Consider the following 19,368-nt stretch of genomic DNA (forward strand, 5'->3'; position numbering starts at 1 on the left):
TGTTGCGAAGCACCTGATTACTTGGCCACCACTTCGGCGCCGTCGGCCTTCTTCGGCTTGATCAGGCTGAAGTCGATCAGCGCCTTCTGCTTGGTGTCGTAAGGGTTGCCGATCAGCAGGGGGCGAGGCTTGAAACTGTCGCTGACCAGGCTCTTGCTGGGGTCCAGTTCATCAAAACTCAAGCCTGCCATGTCGGCCCAAGTGTGGATCAACTGCGAACTGCTGTAAGGCCGTTGCAGGTCGCCGGCGAAGCTCCAGTCGTGGCTTTCGCGCCATTTCGGTGAGGCGTAGGCCATGAACGGGATGGTGTACATCGGCGCAGTCGGCTTGCCTTCGTTCCGACCCAGGGTGTCGTGGCCGGCGGAGTCGAACACGTCTTCGCCGTGGTCCGAGAGGTACAGCAAAAAGCCGTTGGGATCGGTCTTGGCGTAGTCCTTGATCAGGCTGGAGACCACGAAGTCGTTGTACAGCACCGCGTTGTCATAGCTGTTGTAAGTGGGCAACTGTGCGTCGCTGACACCGGCCGGCACGCCTTGACGGTCGGTGAACTTGTCGAACGTCGGCGGGTAACGGTACTGGTAGCTCATGTGAGTGCCCAGCAGGTGCACCACGATGAACTTGCGCTCGGCGGTGTCGGCCAGGGCCTTGGAAAACGGCGCAAGCACATCACCGTCGTACTGGCGGGCGTTCTGGTTGCGGTTGTTGTTCAGGTACACCTGCTCGTCGGCCTGTTCGGAAAAGGTCGTGAGCATGGTGTTGCGCTTGGTCATGGTCTGCTGGTTGGTGATCCAGAAGGTCTTGTACCCGGCCTGTTTCATCACGCTGACAATCGACGGCGTCTTGAGGTACAGATCGGGGTTCTCTTCGTCGGCGAAGGTCAGCACCTGTTGCAGCGCTTCAATGGTGTAGGGGCGCGGGGTGATGACGTTATCGAACACGGCCAGTTGGTCGCGCAGCTTGTCCAGTTCCGGCGTGGTGTTGCGCGGATAACCGTACAGGCTCATGCGCTGGCGGTTGGTGGACTCGCCGATCACCAGCACCAGCGTGGACGGCTGGCCGGCCATGCTGTCCTTGAGGTTCTTCAACGGCGGGATCTGGCTGGCGCTGTTGAGCATGCCCTGCATATTGTCCAGCTGTTCGGTGTAGCGGCGATAGGCGACGATCATCTGCCAAGGCACGGCAGGCTCGATACGAGTTTCGAAGCGATCGATGGCCGACTCCATGGTTTCGCTGGTAGCGATCTGCTTGACCAGCGGGTAGCCCACCACGGCCAGAACAATGGCGATGGCCGCCACAATCGACTGGCCGCGCGGCAGGTACACCGGGCGCAGGCGCGTCCAGAGGAAGATGGCGAAGGCGGTGTGGGCAATGAACGCCAGCACGATCCACCAGGCAAAATATTGGGTTGCGTATTCGCCTGCTTCAGAGATGTTCGACTCGAACATGATGAAAATCACGCTCTGGGAGAACTCTTGCTGATAAATGAAGAAGTAACCCAGGCTGGCCATGGAACAGGCCCACAACACCACGCCGATCAAGGCGGCTAGCAGCCGTGTCTTGCGCGGGAACAGCAACATCGGCGCCAGCCACAGCGCACTCATGAAGAATGCCTGGCGGAAACCACTGAACCCGGAAGTGCCGGTCAGTTGGATAAGCAGTTGGGTAATACCGGAGAAGTACCAGAAAAACAGGAATAGCCAACCAAGGCCGGCCCAATCAAAGCCTTTCGCAGTCGTCGTGCTGCGTTTGAACATCGCCATCCAGCGCCCCATCAGTCAATGATCGTCGCGCAGAGTCGCGCGACATCGGGCCGCTCAGAACGTGAGCGGCATCGCGGGCGGGAGTATCGGGATAAGCGTGTGAAAACTTTGTGAGTTTTCTGTAGGTGTTGCCTTACAAACTGACCAGACGCAGTCAGCAGAGCGCCGGCTTGGCCTGGGATGGCAGCTCGAGTTGGGCCTGGAGGTGTGAACGCAGACGCAGGACTTCCTGTTGCAACTGATCGCGCTCGTCCTTCAACTGGCGCAATTCATCGCGGCGGATGCTGACGTAGAGAGTCTGTGGCGGGCGGGTCATCTGTGCTGTGCTCATTGCTTACCTCGCAAATAGCCGGTAGATCGCGTTGCCCAAACAGGGTTTGGACAACAGTCGGAAGCAAGTTTGAATTCTTTTTTGCAGCAAGGGAACTTTTTTATTTTTGGCGGTCGTGTGACTTTTCGGGCGGTGATGGTGAAACGATGGCAACTTTTTTGTCATGAAACTACACGGATCTGCTCTGGACTAACCCTCATTAGCCTCATTGCGCTATAAACTATGTCACACATTTTTTAGTAGTTAGGAGCATCAGCACATGCAACTGGGGATTATCGGACTAGGCCGCATGGGCGGTAACATTGCGCGGCGCCTGATGCTCAATGGGCATACCACCGTTGTATACGACCGTAACGAAGCCTTCGTCAAAGCCTTGAGCGAGGAGGGCGCCACCGGCGTTGCCGACTTGAAAGCGCTGGTGGCCGGCTTGCAAAAGCCCCGTGCTGTCTGGGTAATGTTGCCGGCGGGCGCGCCCACCGAAGACACCATCAACGCACTGAGCGAACTGCTGGAAGACGGCGATGTGATCATCGACGGCGGCAACACCAACTACAAGGACGACGTGCGTCGCGGCAAGGCCCTGGCTGAAAAGGGCCTGCACTATGTGGACGTGGGCACCTCGGGCGGCGTCTGGGGCCTGGAGCGTGGCTATTGCATGATGATCGGTGGCGACACCGAGACCGTGAATCGCCTCGACCCGATCTTCAAAAGCCTGGCCCCTGGCCTTGGCAATATCCCGCGCACCAAGGACCGTTCGGCTTCTGCCGACCCACGTGCCGAGCAGGGCTACATTCACGCCGGCCCAGCGGGTTCGGGGCACTTCGTCAAGATGATCCACAACGGCATCGAGTACGGGATGATGCAGGCGTTTGCCGAAGGTTTTGACATCCTCAAGACCAAGAACTCGGAAAACCTGCCGCAAGACCAGCGCTTTGACCTCAACGTTGGCGACATCGCCGAAGTCTGGCGCCGTGGCAGCGTGGTGTCGTCCTGGCTGCTGGACCTGACCGCCGACGCCCTGGCCACCGACCCGAAACTCGACGGTTACTCGGGCTCCGTGGCCGACAGCGGCGAAGGCCGTTGGACCATCGAGGCGGCCATGGAGCAAGCGGTGCCGGTACCGGTGCTGTCGACTTCGCTGTTTGCGCGTTTCCGCTCCCGCCAGCAAAGCACCTACGGCGACAAAATGCTGTCTGCCATGCGCTTCGGCTTTGGCGGCCATGTGGAGACTTCCAAAAAATGACCGCCAACGGCAAGAAACCCAAGGCCGAACCTGCTCCACCTACCACGTTGTTTCTGTTTGGCGCCCATGGCGACCTGGTCAAGCGCCTGCTCATGCCGGCGCTATACAACCTTAGCCGCGACGGGCTGCTGGGCGAAGGCCTGCGCATTGTCGGCGTTGATCACAACGCCATCAGCGACGCAGACTTCGCCAAGAAGCTTGAGGATTTCATTCGCACCGAAGCCGCCGGCAAAGTCCGGGGCAATGCCGAACATGCCCTGGACCCCGCCTTGTGGGCGCAGTTGGCCAAGGGCATCAGCTACGTCGAGGGCGATTTCCTCGACGACGGCACCTACGCGGATATCGCGCAGAAGATCGCCGATAGCGGCACCGACAACGCGGTGTTCTACCTCGCCACTGCACCGCGCTTCTTCAGTGAAGTGGTGCAGCGCCTGGGCAGTGCCGGCTTGCTGAATGAAACGGACGATGGTTTTCGGCGCGTGGTTATCGAAAAGCCGTTCGGCTCCGATCTGGCCACCGCCGAAGCGCTGAACGCGTGCCTGCTCAAGGTGATGAGCGAGAAGCAGATCTATCGCATCGACCATTATCTGGGCAAGGAGACGGTGCAGAACATCCTGGTCAGCCGTTTCTCCAACGTGCTGTTCGAAGCGTTCTGGAACAACCACTACATCGATCACGTGCAAATCACTGCCGCTGAAACCGTCGGCGTTGAAACCCGGGGCAACTTCTTCGAGAAGACCGGCACACTGCGGGACATGGTGCCCAACCACCTATTCCAGTTGCTGGCGATGGTCGCCATGGAACCGCCGGCAGCCTTTGGTGCCGACGCGGTGCGGGGTGAGAAGGCCAAAGTGGTCGGTGCCATCCGCCCCTGGTCGCTGGAAGATGCGCGGGCCAACTCCGTGCGCGGCCAATACACCGCCGGAGAAATCGCCGGCAAGCCATTACCCGGCTATCGCGAAGAAGCCAACGTCGCGCCGGACAGCAGCACTGAGACGTTCGTCGCGCTCAAAGTGATGATTGATAACTGGCGTTGGGTCGGTGTGCCGTTTTACCTGCGTACCGGCAAGCGCATGAGCATCCGTGACACCGAGATCGTGATCTGCTTCAAGCAGGCGCCTTATGCGCAATTTCGCGATACCGAAGTCGATGAGCTCAAGCCAACTTACCTTAAGATCCAGATCCAGCCGAACGAAGGCATGTGGTTCGACCTTTTGGCCAAGAAGCCGGGGCCGACCCTGGAGATGGCCAATATCGAATTGGGCTTTGACTACAAGGACTTCTTCGAAATGCAGCCCTCGACGGGTTACGAAACCCTGATCTACGACTGCATGACCGGCGACCAGACCTTGTTCCAGCGTGCCGACAACATCGAGAACGGTTGGCGTGCAGTGCAGCCGTTCCTGGATGCGTGGAAGCAAGACGACGGTATCCAGGCCTACAAGGCCGGTGAAGATGGCCCGGCGGCGGCCGATGCTTTGCTGGCCCGTGATGGCCGTGCCTGGCATAGCCTCGGATGAGTGACGCAACGATTCATCCCATCCGCTTTGTCCTCAGTGATGTAGACGGGACGCTGTTGCACCCCGACCACAGCCTCAGCCAGCGTACCGCCGACGCGATCCGTGCGATGCGTGAAGCCGGAGTGTTGTTCAGCCTGGCCAGCGGGCGTCCGCCCAAGGCCATGCTGCACCTGATCGAAACCTTTGGCATCGATGTGCCGGTGGCGGGCTTTAATGGCGGTACCTTGGTCAACCCGGATGGCAGCATTCTGGTTGCTCACCATTTGCCGGCAGAAGCAGCTCTGGTCACCCTGGCGTTGTTTTCTGCCGAGCCGGACATAGAAGTGTGGGTGTTTGCCGACGGCGATTGGCTGCGTCGTGACCCGCCAGGGCCAATGGTGCAGCGCGAAGCCGATGGCTTGGGCTATGGGCCGGTGGTGGTGGAGAGTTTCGAGCCCTACCTGGACCGGGTCGACAAGATTGTCGCGGCCAGTAACAACACGCAGTTGCTGGTGGAGCTGGAAGCGCGGTTGCAGCCCAAGGTGCAAGGTTTGGCTCAGGTATCGCGTTCGCAGCCTGTGTATCTGGACGTAACCGCAATGCTGGCTAACAAAGGCGAAGCCTTGAAAACCCTGGCCGAGCACCTTGGCGTGCCGTTGGACCAGACTGCCGCCATTGGCGACGGTGGCAACGATCCGGCGATGTTTCACGTGGCTGGATTGTCGATTGCCATGGGCCAGGCCGAAGAAACCGTCAAGCGCCAGGCCAATGTGGTGACCGGCAGCAACGTCGAAGACGGCGCTGCCGAGGCGTTCGAGCGGTTTATTCTCGCGCGACGCTAAGTACTTGAAGTGTTATTGCACAACTTCCAGCCGATGTTTGGCGTGGGCTGGAAGTTGCCGCATTGAATTACTTCGGCATTACCCAGGACTGTAACTGGTGGCCCTCTTTATCGAGCTCGGCGCGGGCCTGCAACAACAAGTCTTCAAGTTGGGCCGGGTCGGTATAGGCAGTCGAGGACAGCTGTTTGCTGCCGATACGGGTGTTGGTACGGTCGATGACGCTCAGGCTGAGAGCGCCAACGCCATCGTGCCAGGCCACGCACTGAAAGGGTTGGAAGGCACGGTCTGCAATCAAAAGAGCTTCGTTGATGCGCAGCGGAGCGTTCATTTGGGTCTTCTCTCTGTATGCCCATTCAAGTGAGTACCGGCGGTTGGGCTGACCGTGCGGTGGGTTACTTGTACTGATGCACGATGGTGGGGTGCGGGTCACATGCTAGAGCAAGAAATTTTAACTTTCCCTGACTAACGTCATGTAAGCGGCTGTTTTGAAAGCTGAATGAAAGTTTCAGTGACGGGCAACTTTTCGCTCGCGACGGCACCGACATGGCTTTTTGCCCACACTTATAGCGAAATAGTACAAGGCGAGCGTCAAGATCTTGCTAGGGTTAGCTGCAAGCGCCGCAAATCGTTGTTTCTAAATAACTTTAATAACATTGGCGCCAAGGAATCGTCATGGTTGATACACCTGTTCAACGCCGCTTGCTGGTAGTCGACCCCTGTGATGACTGCCACAGGCTGTTGCCTGGGCTGCGCACGGCAGGCTGGGAAGTAGACAGCTGTGCCTTGCAGGCGGTGGGGGATCGCTCTTGCGACGTGGGCCTGCTGCGTTTGCAGCCCTGTCACCTGGAACGCCCAGAGGCGGTCAAGGAGCTGATTGGCCGCAGCGGTACCGAATGGATCGCCGTGCTCAGTCCTGAAGTACTGCGTTTGCAGAATGTCGCAGATTTTGTCTGCGAATGGTTCTTCGATTTTCACACCTTGCCGTTCGATGTGGCTCGGGTCCAGGTGACCATGGGGCGCGCGTTTGGCATGGCGCGTCTGCGGGGCAAAGGTGTCGTGCCGGTAGGTGAGCCCCATGAGTTGTTGGGTGATAGCCGCCCGATTCGCGAACTGCGCAAATTGTTGTCGAAGTTGGCGCCCACCGAGTCGCCGGTACTGATCCGTGGCGACAGCGGCACGGGCAAAGAGCTGGTCGCCAAGACCCTTCATCGACAATCCCAGCGCCACGCCAAGCCGTTTGTGGCGATTAACTGTGGGGCGATCCCGGAACATCTGATCCAATCGGAATTGTTCGGCCATGAAAAGGGCGCCTTTACCGGTGCGCATCAGCGCAAGGTCGGACGCATCGAGGCAGCCCACGGTGGCACGTTGTTTCTGGATGAAATCGGCGATTTGCCTATGGAGCTGCAAGCCAATTTGTTGCGCTTTCTTCAGGAAAAACATATCGAGCGCGTCGGCGGCAGCCAACCCATCTCGGTGGATGTGCGCGTGCTGGCGGCCACCCATGTGGATCTTGAAGCCGCGGTGGAGAAGGGCGCCTTTCGCGAGGACCTGTATTACCGCCTCAATGTCCTGCAAGTAGTCACGGCCCCATTGCGCGAGCGTCATGGTGACGTGGCGATGCTGGCCAATCACTTTTCGCGTTTCTACAGTCAGGAAACCGGCCGACGTCCGCGCAGCTTCAGCGAAGAGGCGCTGGTGGCGATGGGGCAACACCCGTGGCCGGGCAACGTGCGCGAACTGGCCAACCGTGTGCGTCGTGGCCTGGTATTGGCCGAAGGGCGCCAGATCGAAGCCGTGGACCTTGGCCTGCAAGGCCAGCAGGCACTTTCGCCGCCAATGGCGACACTGGAAGATTACAAGCACCGAGCCGAACGCCAGGCGCTGTGCGATGTGCTCAACCGGCACAGTGACAATTTCAGTGTTGCCGCCCGTGTGCTGGGGATTTCCCGGCCGACGTTCTACCGGCTGCTGCACAAGCACCAGATTCGCTAGGGCGGATAGTGGACCAAGGCTCTCCGTAGGAGCGAGCTTGCTCGCGAAAAACGCCAACGATAACGCGTGTTTCCTGAATGAACGCGGCGCCTATGAGTTTTTCGCGAGCAAGCTCGCTCCTACATTTTTAAGCGTTCGCCTCTCGATCAGAAGTAGTACGGGAATTTCAGGCTGAACGTAAAGTCCGGTGCGTCATCCGTCATCCCAATCGCCAGGTTCGGCACGATGGTCAGGTTATCCGAGGCTGCGATCGTCATACCCACGTTGAAATAACCGGCGTTGGCATCGCTGGACACCACCGATTGCCAGTCGCCGCCGTCCGGCTTGAGCTTGCTTTTGCGCTGCACCAGATCGGAAACCGAGAACGACATGCTCATCTTCTCGTTCAAGGCGAACGCCACACCGACACCAAACTGGAAGCTGTCGCCCAGGCGTACCTTGCCTCCTACCTTCTGATTGACTTGACTGCTGATGTCATCGAAGGAGTCTTCAAAGTTGTGGGTGTATGACAACGAACCGAACAGCACGGCCGGGTCGAAGGTTTTGACCAGGGAAATGCCCGGTGTGACCGACCAAACCCCGTTGCCCGTGGGCAGGCTTTCGGGCACGTAGAGGTTGTCGTTGTTCGTTTGCTGGACCAGTTTGATGCCAAAAGGCTCCTTGCCCGTCGGCGCCTTGACGCGCACCGATACCACCGCATCCGGCAAAGTCGAGGTTTCGTCGAGGAACTTGTAGGCCACGCCAAAGTTGACATCGCCGATGGTCGGGTCGCGAGTCACTGAGCCTTCGGAGGTGGCGGTGGCATCGTTGCCGGCGCCGCCGGACTGGTAGGTCGAGTCGCGGTATACCACGGGTACGTTCAGATCGAACTGCCAGCGGTTGTCTACGTTGTAGCGCCCGGTAAGGTCCAGGGTCCAACTGTCGGACTTGATCCTGTCCAGGTTGATATTGCCCAGGAAGATCGAGTCCAGCGCCAGGAAGCCATTCAGCGTCAATTGACGTGCATCGTAACGGGCATAGGTGATGCCGGTTTCCACGCTGAACTTGCCGTTGCCGAAAAAGCCGCTGGCCTCGTTGTACAGGTTGCTCACACTTTGCGCAGGGGCCGAGTCGTCCTTGAGGGATTGGCCGTAAGAGCTGCCGCCACCGCCTGCACCACCCGACGCTGCGGCGGCACCCGTGCCCGTGGCGGCGACAGCGTTAGCACCTTGTTTGAAGTCGGCAGGTGATTTGGCCAGGCGTCTGGGGGCGGGCGCTACCGGTTGATCTTCTACCTGGCGCACGCGTTGCTCCAGCACGGCCAAGGCTTTTTGTTGCACGTCGTAGCGTTGCTTGAGTTCCAGAAGTTCCTTTTTCAGGGTTTCGATATCGGCGTCTGGCGCGGCATACAGCACGGATGCGGGCAAGAGCGTACTCAAACAAACCACCGCACGTAGCGATAACGATCGATGCATGAAATAAGCCGTCCTTTTCTAATGCGAAAGTGTCGAGGGTCAGCGTAGTTCAATAACCGAGCGTGCGTAGGCCTTTGAGTTGATCCAAATTGCAGTTCAACGCGCCGTTGTTCAAGCCGGTATTGTTCATCACGACGTTGAGTTGTGTAATGTTTCTGACAAGGTTGCTGTTGCCGGTCAGCACCGTACCCTGCAGCACGTTGCCGCCGCCGATCTGTTGCAGGCTATTGCCCTGGTTATGGTTGGCCTGGATCGCCATCTGCACGCCGCCATTGTTGGCCGAAACGCTGACGCGGCCCGCCGCACTGTCACCGGTCACGGTGCCGCCGGCGACCAGCACTTGCCCCGTTTGCAGGTTACTGGCGGGGGCGACGCCATTCTCGATGTTGATGCCCACATCGTTGTAGGCGGTGTTGCTATCGCCTGCGGTGCGCACACTTTGGGTCACACCCTGGCCGCTGCTGAGCCCGGCGCCACCGACCACGTTACCGGTGCCGGTGTTTGGCAGGCTGCCGTTACCCGTCGAACCGGTGGTTTGCACATAGAACTGCGGGGTAACAGTGGTTTTGTCGATTTGCATGTTGGCCGCGCCGGTAATGCGGTCACCGACAGCGTTGGTCCAGGTGCTGCTCATGACAATGCCGAAGCTGATGATCCGCCCCGGCATGACGTAGCGGCCGCGCAACTCGGCCATCTCTGCATCCTTGAGTTCGATCGGTTTGAAAGCCGATGAAGCATAGGCGGGCATAGCGGCTGCCAGACACAAGACCGTCAGCCAACGGAAAGTGTTCATCTGCTGCTCCTGGGGCGTCCTGCCCCTTATTGCGCTTCTAGAAGAAGTCGCTCTGGATAAAACCGAAATCCATCAACTCGGCATCGCCCACGGGCCGGAACTCGTTCAACTGGTTCTTGGCGGTCAGCGGTGTGGGAGGGTCGAGCAAGACGTTGGTCTTGTCGTAACCTTCGCCCAGCACGGCAAACACAATGCCATTCCAGCCTTTGACGAAGTCGTCACGGGAATAGCGCTTGTGCCCCAGCACAGGGTCGCCGATATACACCCAGTCCTTGTCGGCCCGCTGCAGCACCACAAAGTGCTTGTAGCCACGAATTTCCAGCAGCACCACCACGGGAATCTTTACCGTCACCAGGGTATCGGGGGCGATCTTGTAGCCGCGGGCACGCATACCGATGCTTTCGAGGTAGCGCTTCATGTCCAGCATGGAAAAGCCCTGGGTACGCACCAGGTCCTGGTCGGCAGTGACCAGCATCCCTTTGATGATGTGGTCTTCGTCGACGTCCAGCCAATAGGCCTGGCGCAGGATGGTGGCGAGTGCCGCGGCACCACAGCTGAAATCGGTTTTCTGTTCCACCAGGTTGGCGAACCGGCGCTCACGGATGCTCTCGACCTTCTTGAAAATCACCGCACCGCCGGGCATGGCGGAAATTGCCATGGTGCCTGCCCACGTCGTGCCGGTGAGCAACATCAAGAGGGTGAGGGTCGCGAGACGCATGATCGAATGACCTGTTGGACACTGGAATAAAAAGGGCCTTGTCGCCAAGGCCCCGTTGAATCAGAAGCGCACGCCGCTGGCGCAGACGCTGCAACCCTGGCCGATCGACAGGCTGTTGCTGCCCTGGTTGCCCGCACCGGATTGCAGGTTGGCGCCTATGTTGCCGGAGTTGCGGTTAATCGAGTTTTCGAGGCTTGCGTTGTTGGACACGTACTGAGGCTTGCCATAACCATGGCTGCTGGCGGCCGTGTTCAGGTAGCTGTTGTTGAGCGAGTTCTGCTCGGTATTGGAAGCCGCTGCGATGTTCTTGCCGTCAGCGGTGGTGATGGCCAGGTTGTTTTTACCCTGGTTGCCCTGGCCGGCCTGGCCGTTGTAACCCACGTTGCCGGAGTTGCCGGTGATGGAGCCCTCTAGAGAGGCGTTGTTTTGCGTGCCTTTATTGACGAAGTTGTTATGCGAGCTGCCTTGGTCTACATCGATTACGGCAAACACGGTGGCGAAGTCGCCTTTGGCGCTGGAGATGGCGCCGGCGTTGTCAGCCTGGTTGCCGGAACCTGATTGTGCGTTGACCCCGACATTACCGTTGTTGCTATTTATCGAATTTTTGGCTGATGCATTGTTATCGGTGTTGGTGTCGTCGAATTTGTTGTGTTCGCTTTTTTGTACGTCAGTGACCACAGCGGCCACAGTACCGGTAGGTTGTGGGGTTGGATGCCAGCCACCCGCTTGAGCGGCAGCAGCCATGAGCGCGGCGAGAGCGAAAACCATTGGTTTGAGCGCCATTTGAGGTTTCATGGTGTTTCTCCTTGCTTCTAATTAGTTGGGTTAAGTGTTGGTACGGTCTAACTAACGTCTACCAAGCGGTTACTTGATAGTGATGCCCAGGGTGTTAGCCACTCGGTTCCCCACCCCGGCACTCTGGTTCACCTGAATCACTCCTCGGCTGCCGGTGAAGGCCTGGTCGCTGGTCGCGACCTGGCGGCTGCCAGTGGTGGAGGTGAGCCCTGAGTCGGTCAACTGCGTCGTGTTCTGTTGCAACAGGACGCTGTCATCGATGCTTTGCGGGCCAGGGTTGAGGCTGATCCGCACCGCGTTGATCGATTGGTTATTGGCACCGGCCGACTGGTTAACGCCCAGCACACCGTTGCCATTGATAAATGAAGCCCCCTGAATCGCCACCTTGGCATTCAAGGACGGGTCGACCTTGCCGTCGAGCCGCTGGATATTCACGTTGGTGGCCTGACCATCGAGGGCGATGGCGCGGCTGTTGGACATCTGTTGCTGGTTGCCTGCCGCCTGGTTGATCGACAGGACGCCGTCATACTGTTGGCCGCTGTTGTTGATCACGGCGGCGTTGTCGGCCATGGCCGAGGCGCTGCCCAGCAGGGCGATCATCAACAGAAGGCGCTTCATTACTTGCCCCCCAGCATGTTGCCCAGATTGTTCAAGGGCGCCATACCGCGCTGGATCGAACCATTGATCTGCCCAGCCATGCTGCTGCCCGCGCCATGGCCGGCGGCTGCACCGGCGCCCTGGGTCGACAGGCTGTTTTGCGTAGCGTTCAGGCCAGACAGGTTGCTGCTGGGTTGGATGGAGCGAGCAAGGCCCGAACCGCTGCGAATGCCGCCGATGTCCAGATCACTGAGTTCGCCGGAGGTGGCACTCATGATCTCTTTGCTGGGGTTGGCGTTGGCAGTGGCGGGGTATGGATCGGGGAGGGAAGTGCGTCCGTACATGTGACCCTGTACGGTTCGCCCTGTCACGATAACGCCATCGCCTGCATGGCTGATGCTGGCGCTGAGCACGCAGCTGATCAGCAATACGTTTATCGAGGCGTGTGTGAGTGTGATCACGGCGGCATTCCTTGTTCTGAACGCTGACCCTAAACAGCGTTATCAGGGAAAGAGCAGAACCCGTGCCGCTTTTTGTTTATGTTGAAAATTCAGGAGGTTGGGATTTTTCCGCGCGCATCACCGATGGCGGTGTTTCAGGCGTGAAACAGTCGCCGGTCGGCGCGATATGCCGGGCCACACTCGTCAACTGTTTCAGCGATGAAACAGTGTTCATGACAGACGCATGAATCCGCAGCCGCTGGGCGATTCAGCGCACCGAGGTGTTTCAAAAGTGGACACGAAAGTTAGAAGCGCGCCTCAGCCCCGGGGCTTTTTGCCGGGGATGGCGTTGAGTACGGGATTGCCATCCTGGTTGCGGGTCAGGTAGACCGGCAGGACCTTGGGCAGGGAAGGTATGAGGTTGTTGACCTCGCTGAGGTTGTAGATGCCACCAATGCGAATGCTCCCGGTGCCGGCGTCCGCCAGCATCACCGGTTTGTTCAGGTATCGGTTGATCAGCGGCAACGCATCGGCCAACGCCAGGTTGTCGAGCACCAGCTTGCCTGTACGCCAGGCAAGCGCAGGGTCATTGGGTTTGATCGCGGCGACTTGCGGGGTGGCGTCGCCGCGGTGGTAACTGGCCTGCATCCCCGGGGTCAGCGGCACGCCGCCATGCACCGCGTCGCTGGTGATCTGCACCGAGCCTTCCAGCAACATCACCCGCACTTGGTCCTCGTACTTCCAGACATTGAACTGGGTGCCCGTGACCCGAATCTTACCTTCGCCAGCCTGCACGATAAACGGGTGCTCGCTGTCGTGGGTGACGTTGAAAAACGCTTCGCCCTTGTTCAACTTCACCTGGCGCCGATCCTTGTAGCGGCTGTAGACCAGCTCGGTGCCCAGGTTCAGCTCCACTTCGCTGCCGTCGCCGAGCGTGACTTTGCGCAGCCCGTTGGTGGCGTCAAACCGCTCATATGAGCTTGGCAACCAACCGGCTTCCCAACCGGTGAAGGCGGCCAGCGGTAGAGCGCCAAGGCAGATGGATGCTGCAATCGCATAAGAGCGCCAGCGTTTGCGAGGCTTGAGCGGCACTACAACCGAGGCAGGCGCGCTGCGGGGCAAATGATCGGCCACGTCCCAGATTTCGAGCATCGCGGCGTATTCGAAAGCGTGCAACGGATGGGCATCGTGCCACTGTTCGAAAGCCTGACGTTCGGCCGTCGTGCAGTCGCTGGCGTGCACACGCATACACCAATGCGCAGCGGCGTCGGTGATGGCGTCGTATTCGGCTTCTGAAAGGGGCTTTTCGCTCATTTACTCATCCTGATTTCCCGCATTCTACCCCTGGAGCCCTACGACGAGAACAGCATCATGGCGATTGCATATCAATTGGAACTTATTCTTGTTTAAACGCACCTAAAAAATCAGGAAACACACTGTCATCCACCAAGGAGTACGAAAATGTTGAAGAAAACCTTAGCCGCCCTGTGTGCAAGCACCGCGTTGTTGAGCGCCGGCGCTGCGTTGGCAGACAAGCCGGGTGCAGGCTGGATTACCATCGAAAAAGCCATTGAAGTAGCGAAGACCAAGGCTGGTTATGTTGAGGTCTACGCCGCCGAAGCCGATAACGACGGCTACTGGGAAGTCAAAGGCCGTAAATCCGATGGCGTAGTGTATGAAGCCAGGATCGATGGCGCCTCGGGCAATGTCCTGCGTGACCAGAAAGATTGATTCACGTGCGGGGGGCCTGCTCAGGCCCCCTCATCCAGCAGGCGCCCCAGATGCGTTATTAAGTAAGTGACTGAATCGGCATTGGATAAAATCACATCAATGCGTTTGTCGGTATTGCTCATGAAAATTTGTCTGGCCTCAGCCAGATCACTGGCGCCGGTAACATCCAGGACTTTACGCTTCAGGTAATGGGTGGTCTTGAAAAAGCCGTAATCCTGCCAGGTCTTCGCTACATCATCCCACGTCTTGAACAGCATCCTGTCCGGCGTCAGAGTGGACAATGCAGTCGTTTGCAAATCATCCTGACGGGTCCTCACCGCCTGAGCACCAGGCTTGGCCGTGTCAATCAAGTCGCGAAACGGCTCCATGCTCCGCAGGTAGGCGATGTCTTCGGTCTTGAAGCGCAGGTGCGTGAGCTCATGAATCAGCGTAGAGGCCCTGGCGTGCGCGTACATGTCGAAGGGAGTGCTCAGCCTGTCGATGTAGTCAGTCAGGTCGGGATCGAAGAAACGTTCGAATAAATACACTTTTCGTTCGCTGTCACCGACCAAAATCATGGCGTATTCGTTGTTGGCATCGGTGAGGCTGCGCCCGCTGATAAAGCGCATCGAGTCAGGGCCGATCAAGCTGGGGTCGCTGAGTTCATCGAGTATCCCATCGAGGATATTCTCGATTTTCTGCACCTGGCCCGGGTTCATATTGCTGGTGCCGAACAAGTCGCATAAAAACAGGCCCACGCGGCTATCAGGGGTGAGCAGCTTGGCAAAGTACTCAATGTTGCGCTTGCAGGTGACGGCGTAGTAAATCGCTACATTCAACGCTTCGTCAATGGCTTGGGCTTTCCAGCTGGCCAGTGCTGCAATCGCCCTTATGCCTCGCGCTTCAATGTTGATTTCGTGTCGTTCGGCGCGCTGCGTTTTCTGGCGCGTCCAGGTCTGGCCGAAGCGCGGTTGGTGCACGCTCAGGTCCAACACCCAATTGCCCTCTGAGTTACGGCCGATGTAGGGCCCCGGCGTGTCGTCGTTTTCCAGTCGCCACTGCTCGCTGGTTTTCTTTATCGAGTACACCTTGCCGGCAAGCGGTACATAATCTTTGCCGCGTTTTTTATCCTTGTAGACATGGGTGGCGGTGTCCAACTCAAGATCCTTCAGCGCAATGTCATTGCCCTCGAAAGGCTGCAACCGCGTACGCGAAGGCGCGGTGACGTCGCGTAGCGCCGGGATTATGGCCGTGGGCAGTTTGCCCTCCGGCCAGTCGACGATATCCGCCTCATCGGGCGGCGGGGGTTCGCTGCCATCAAGTTCGCTGTACAAGGCGGCCATTTGCGCCACGGCCAGAATGAAAACCTTCATCGCGGCCTTCCACTGGTGCAGCTGCAGCGCTTCCATCGAGCGCTTGATCAGCGTGTAGCAGCGCCAGACCACCAGCGGATAGGCAAGCTTGCCCGCCATGAATTGCACCGCTGTCGGAATGCCCGTGCCGAACAGGCCGACCGCTTTGTCCCAGAGCAACTTGGCGCCCTCTTCGAATTGGCAGGCGAGCATTCTGAGCAGGATCAGCGTGTTTTCACTGAACAGGTAGTGCAGCAGGTTGCCGGTTATCGCTGATGAGGCAAGGCGAATCTCCGAGGGGCGATGTCGGTTGTTTTGCAGCAGGTTGCGGTAAACGGCCTGATGCGGATCTTCCAGGTGCGCAATGACCCAGTCCTGCAGGGCTCCGGGTCTTTCCAGCTCATCCAGCAGCGCTTGCTCGCTGTCGTATTGCTTGAGCACATGCTGTTCACTGTAGGGCGCATATAGCACCACAGTCCCGTCCTCTTTATCTTGCGCGTTGATCAGGTACATACCCAGTACCTTGGCGGCAGTGGCGCCGGCGGTCGCCACCAGTTCCACGGGCCGAATCAGTGTCGACGCGCCTGCCAGCGCCGCACGTGCCAGGGCGTCAGGCATATCGAACGCCTGCTGGACCAAACTCAGGCCCTGGGTCGACAGGCGTTCTTGCAGGTGTTGCTCATGGGCGTAATGCAACACCTGCCAAGGCAATTGCTGGCAGAACAGACGTCGGCGCTTGGCTGCGGCCTCTGTGTCGGTGCCCAGTTCGGCGTGGAGCCGCTTCTGGTAGGCCGATTGCAAGTCCAACTGGCGGACCATCTGAATCACCGCGCTGGCATCCAGGCTGTCGGGTAACGGTGTGGCGGTGCGCGAGCGCGGACGGATAATCTGGCTGTTCAAGTCCGGCCAGTGGCGCAAGGCAAAATCGGTCAAGTTGTATTCATGGATATCGAGCGCCTGATGCGTCGGAATCAACACGTCATCGGGGCTGATGGCCTGCTTGGGAAAGCGCGCTTGAAGCAGTCTCAGCAACTCGGAAAACGTATGTTCGCGAATGGTCGGGATGCCATGCAGGTAGTCTTCTTCATCCGGCGCGCTGTTGTGGTATTGCTCAAGCAGTTCGGCATGGTAGATCTGCTCCTCGGAAGGCGCCATTGCCAGCCACACCGGCAGGGCCTGTTGAGTGATCATCGCCTCGGCCAGCGCGCTGGCCCGTGCCAGATTGGTGGGCGCAGGGGTCTCCAGGATCGCATCCAGGCGGTCCTGTACGGCGCGCGCCGGCAGGTCCATCTCCAGCAAATGATCCACGGCGTCCATGACGTTTTCGCCGTAGCTCGTCAGGCGATTGTCCAGCAGGTTATCGTCAATGCGTTGCAGCGGGCCGAGGCGATACTCCTGATGGGGCACGCGTTGGGACAATCGTAGATTCTCCAGCAGCGTCAGTCGTTTGATCGGATGCGCCAGGCGCTGGACGAGTGATTCGCGCAGGGCTGAAATCGATGGGAACACCTCATGACTACGCCGGGGCGTCCACAGGATCGCCTGGCCCGAATGCCTGGGGTCAAGGCCGCCACGCTCGGTCAGAACAAACAGGTTGGCCAACGGCAGCAGCGCATCGGACGTGCCCCGCTGCAACGATAGCGAATAAGCATCCGGCAGAAACCCGTTGAGCCCATGACGGGTCAGTCGCACCAGGCTGTCGGTGCGCAGGACCGCATCAAGGATGGCATGGCTGCCGGGCGACAGCGTTTTAATCAGCCGCCGCAGTTCAGCCTCGCTGCGCAAGCCCAGCAGCATCGAGTGTGCGTGTTTATCGCGAGTGTTGTTCAGGAACAGGCGCGGCAGCTCACGCATCTCGTGGCCGGCAAATACCTTCAACACCTGTTCGATGATGTCGTTGAAGGTTTTGATGGGCAAGTTGTTGAGCTTCAGGGCGATACGCGGGGCGATTTGTTTGTAAAAGCCAAGCCTGGAAGTCACGGGCAGTGGATTGCCCTCCTGGCCCAGGCGCTCGATGAAATGTTCAACCATGCTCAGAGACGAAACGGTCGGGCGCTCCTCGCGCTGCTCGGCGCGGGAGGGGTAAGTGTTGACAAAGACCTCATCAGCCTTGAGGTCCAGTTGTCGCGTGTGCAATTGCGTATTCAGGGCCAGGGCGGCCATGCTGCGCAATGTCGGATGCTTGATGCGCTCAATACGCAACCCTTGCTCGGCAGCTTGCAGGCTTTGCAACTGCAGCTTGGCGCGCTCGGCCTGAACGGTGGAGGGGCGACCATTGCCGCTGCTCACGGGATGTGTCGTCCAGCGCCCATCGGTGTCCAGGTCGGCCAGGCGATTGTCGAGCATCGTGCGGATGTCCAGGGCGTAATCGAGCAATGCCTCCAGGTCCACCTGACCGGCGCTGCTGCGATAGAGGCCCAGGGCATGGTTCATATTACTGATCTGCTTGGCGGCGATGTCTTCGATCATGCCGGTGAACACATGCCCGGTGATGGAGCGCGCAGCAACGTTTATCTGGTCCAGGCCGAGAAAGATATTACGCTCATCCAGAGACAGGAAATTGAGCAGTTCATCTTCGTGCCCGGCGGCGGTGAGCATACTCAATAACGTGTCTTTGAGGTCATCCAGGTCCTGGAGTACCTGCAAGCCACGTGATTGGGTGTAAAGGTAGGCATGGTTCTGGTTCAGCATCAGGGTACTGGCCAGCTCAACATAGTGCTGGTAGGGCGCATAGATGCGCACTTTCTCCACGCTCAGATCGGCGGCGTAGGCGCTACGAGCGCCTTGGTCGCTGAGGAACAGGGCCTGCAGCATATGGCTTTCATCGGCACTGAGGATGTCGATCTGACGTTTGAGCAGCACGTCGAGGCGCAATTTGTCAGCCAACACCTGTGCGAACAGCTCAAGACGCGAGGTGCCGTTGTCGATGTCTTCGTTCCAGTAGGTCTGCAGCAGGCTGTCGAGCAGTTTGGACAGCGTGCCGGAGGTCTGCTCGATGAGGGTTTCCCAATGCTCGCGGTCTTGCTCCAGCTGGGGCTGGCTGAACTGGGTGGTGACGTGCTTGGGGTTGATAAAGTCGCGGGTTTGCCCCAGAGGCCACGCATGTTTGATATAGAACTGCAGGAGCGCTTCACGTAGCGGCAGGGACTCGACCCAGCGTCGGTCGGTATCTGTCGGGCTTTGGATAAAGCAGTTTACCCGCGTTTGACGTTGATCCAGGCCCGGGAAATAAGGGTGCGCCATGATCCCAAGCACTGTATCGAGCATGTCGGACAGGGTCGGGGTTTTCTGCAGTTGCTCAAGCACTGCCTGCACGTTGGCCCGTTGGCAGGCTTGCAGGGCTTGTTCCTGGTCTTCCATGACCGCACCCAACACCGGCGAGGTCGTCAGCGTCAGGACGCTGCCCGCCGGCAGGCTGTTGCGCTGTGCAATCGACAGGAAACTGAGCAGCTCCTCGCGCTGTACTCCATCGGCCAACGCCTGGCTGACCTCGGTGAGCATTGACGCATGGCTGTCAAATACCTCAATACCGCCATAGGGGGTGTATAGCAGGGCCTTGGCACCGTCCGGGCTGGGGCTCATCACAAACGCCCCCGCGAGTGGAATCGCCGTTTGCCCTGCCATATTGATCAAGAGCCTTTCGACACGCATGGGGGGACTTTGCAGGCGACTGTCCTGGCGCCCTGCGTCGCTGGCGTAATACACGCCGTGCAGCCATTCCAGGTCCTTGACGGTGAGCCCCAGGGCGCGTTCGCGCTCGCTCAGTGTGGAGCGATTAACGGGCAGCAGGAATTCGGCAAAAAAATACGGCGGGGTGACGCGGGTCATCGCCTGTCTCC

General features: G+C 58.9%; 17 protein-coding genes. 6 read left to right on the forward strand and 11 right to left on the reverse strand.

Features of this window, described 5'->3' with window-relative positions:
- Positions 1 to 17: 17 nt before the first annotated feature.
- Entirely contained in the window at positions 18 to 1,760 is a 1,743-nt protein-coding gene (locus JFT63_RS03985) for a phosphoethanolamine transferase CptA (RefSeq protein WP_198843517.1), read from the reverse strand.
- 154 nt (positions 1,761 to 1,914) lie between these two features.
- Positions 1,915 to 2,091: a DUF6026 family protein gene (locus JFT63_RS03980; RefSeq protein ID WP_157243918.1), complete on the reverse strand. Its 177-nt coding sequence runs from the start codon at positions 2,089 to 2,091 to the stop codon at positions 1,915 to 1,917.
- Between the two features lie 259 nt (positions 2,092 to 2,350).
- Between JFT63_RS03980 and gnd the strand changes: the two genes are divergently transcribed.
- From gnd to JFT63_RS03965, 3 genes are read left to right on the forward strand one after another with little or no spacing between them, the layout of a single operon-like run.
- The gene (gnd, locus tag JFT63_RS03975; RefSeq protein WP_057702872.1) at positions 2,351 to 3,334 is read left to right on the forward strand and encodes a phosphogluconate dehydrogenase (NAD(+)-dependent, decarboxylating); all 984 of its coding nucleotides are present in this window, start codon (positions 2,351 to 2,353) and stop codon (positions 3,332 to 3,334) included.
- Entirely contained in the window at positions 3,331 to 4,854 is a 1,524-nt protein-coding gene (gene zwf / locus JFT63_RS03970) for a glucose-6-phosphate dehydrogenase (protein ID WP_057702873.1), read from the forward strand. The genes gnd and zwf overlap by 4 nt, the downstream gene beginning before the upstream one ends.
- Positions 4,851 to 5,675, forward strand: coding sequence for an HAD family hydrolase (locus JFT63_RS03965; protein WP_198843516.1), 825 nt, complete (start codon positions 4,851 to 4,853; stop codon positions 5,673 to 5,675). Before zwf ends, JFT63_RS03965 begins: the two co-directional genes overlap by 4 nt.
- Before the next feature lie 67 nt (positions 5,676 to 5,742).
- Here the strand turns inward: JFT63_RS03965 and JFT63_RS03960 are convergent, their stop codons facing one another.
- Positions 5,743 to 6,003 (reverse strand): hypothetical protein, encoded by a 261-nt coding sequence (locus JFT63_RS03960; protein WP_186561491.1) that lies wholly within the window; start codon positions 6,001 to 6,003, stop codon positions 5,743 to 5,745.
- 344 nt (positions 6,004 to 6,347) lie between these two features.
- Here JFT63_RS03960 and JFT63_RS03955 point away from each other — a divergent pair, with 344 nt between their 5' ends.
- On the forward strand, positions 6,348 to 7,670 hold the full coding sequence (locus JFT63_RS03955; RefSeq protein ID WP_057702876.1) for a sigma-54 dependent transcriptional regulator: 1,323 nt from the start codon (positions 6,348 to 6,350) through the stop codon (positions 7,668 to 7,670).
- A 146-nt stretch (positions 7,671 to 7,816) separates the two neighbouring features.
- On the opposite strand, the gene JFT63_RS03950 is transcribed toward JFT63_RS03955, so the two are convergent.
- The 6 genes from JFT63_RS03950 to JFT63_RS03925 all read right to left on the reverse strand — a co-directional run bounded on the left by JFT63_RS03950 (position 7,817) and on the right by JFT63_RS03925 (position 12,488).
- Positions 7,817 to 9,124, reverse strand: coding sequence for an autotransporter domain-containing protein (locus tag JFT63_RS03950; protein WP_198707636.1), 1,308 nt, complete (start codon positions 9,122 to 9,124; stop codon positions 7,817 to 7,819).
- A 49-nt stretch (positions 9,125 to 9,173) separates the two neighbouring features.
- On the reverse strand, positions 9,174 to 9,917 hold the full coding sequence (locus tag JFT63_RS03945; protein WP_057702878.1) for a hypothetical protein: 744 nt from the start codon (positions 9,915 to 9,917) through the stop codon (positions 9,174 to 9,176).
- A gap of 37 nt (positions 9,918 to 9,954) precedes the next feature.
- The gene (locus tag JFT63_RS03940; RefSeq protein WP_057702879.1) at positions 9,955 to 10,635 is read right to left on the reverse strand and encodes a C39 family peptidase; all 681 of its coding nucleotides are present in this window, start codon (positions 10,633 to 10,635) and stop codon (positions 9,955 to 9,957) included.
- A 60-nt stretch (positions 10,636 to 10,695) separates the two neighbouring features.
- Positions 10,696 to 11,430 (reverse strand): hypothetical protein, encoded by a 735-nt coding sequence (locus JFT63_RS03935; protein ID WP_057702880.1) that lies wholly within the window; start codon positions 11,428 to 11,430, stop codon positions 10,696 to 10,698.
- A gap of 69 nt (positions 11,431 to 11,499) precedes the next feature.
- Entirely contained in the window at positions 11,500 to 12,048 is a 549-nt protein-coding gene (locus JFT63_RS03930; protein ID WP_198843515.1) for an adhesin, read from the reverse strand.
- The gene (locus JFT63_RS03925) at positions 12,048 to 12,488 is read right to left on the reverse strand and encodes a hypothetical protein (RefSeq protein WP_198843514.1); all 441 of its coding nucleotides are present in this window, start codon (positions 12,486 to 12,488) and stop codon (positions 12,048 to 12,050) included. Before JFT63_RS03925 ends, JFT63_RS03930 begins: the two co-directional genes overlap by 1 nt.
- A gap of 62 nt (positions 12,489 to 12,550) precedes the next feature.
- Between JFT63_RS03925 and JFT63_RS03920 the strand changes: the two genes are divergently transcribed.
- Complete coding sequence (locus JFT63_RS03920) at positions 12,551 to 12,715, forward strand: hypothetical protein (protein WP_198707641.1); 165 nt, start codon at positions 12,551 to 12,553, stop codon at positions 12,713 to 12,715.
- A gap of 70 nt (positions 12,716 to 12,785) precedes the next feature.
- On the opposite strand, the gene JFT63_RS03915 is transcribed toward JFT63_RS03920, so the two are convergent.
- Positions 12,786 to 13,781 carry a FecR family protein gene (locus JFT63_RS03915; protein WP_198843513.1) on the reverse strand — a complete coding sequence of 332 codons (996 nt, stop codon included), beginning with the start codon at positions 13,779 to 13,781 and terminating at the stop codon, positions 12,786 to 12,788.
- A gap of 147 nt (positions 13,782 to 13,928) precedes the next feature.
- On the opposite strand from JFT63_RS03915, the gene JFT63_RS03910 reads away from it, so the two are divergent.
- Positions 13,929 to 14,198 carry a PepSY domain-containing protein gene (locus JFT63_RS03910; RefSeq protein ID WP_057702884.1) on the forward strand — a complete coding sequence of 90 codons (270 nt, stop codon included), beginning with the start codon at positions 13,929 to 13,931 and terminating at the stop codon, positions 14,196 to 14,198.
- 20 nt (positions 14,199 to 14,218) lie between these two features.
- Here JFT63_RS03910 and JFT63_RS03905 read toward each other — a convergent pair whose 3' ends face one another.
- The gene (locus tag JFT63_RS03905) at positions 14,219 to 19,357 is read right to left on the reverse strand and encodes a dermonecrotic toxin domain-containing protein (RefSeq protein ID WP_198843512.1); all 5,139 of its coding nucleotides are present in this window, start codon (positions 19,355 to 19,357) and stop codon (positions 14,219 to 14,221) included.
- Between the last annotated feature and the right edge of the window lie 11 nt (positions 19,358 to 19,368).

Source organism: Pseudomonas sp. MF7453 (assembly GCF_016405455.1).
GTDB lineage: Bacteria > Pseudomonadota > Gammaproteobacteria > Pseudomonadales > Pseudomonadaceae > Aquipseudomonas > Aquipseudomonas paralactis.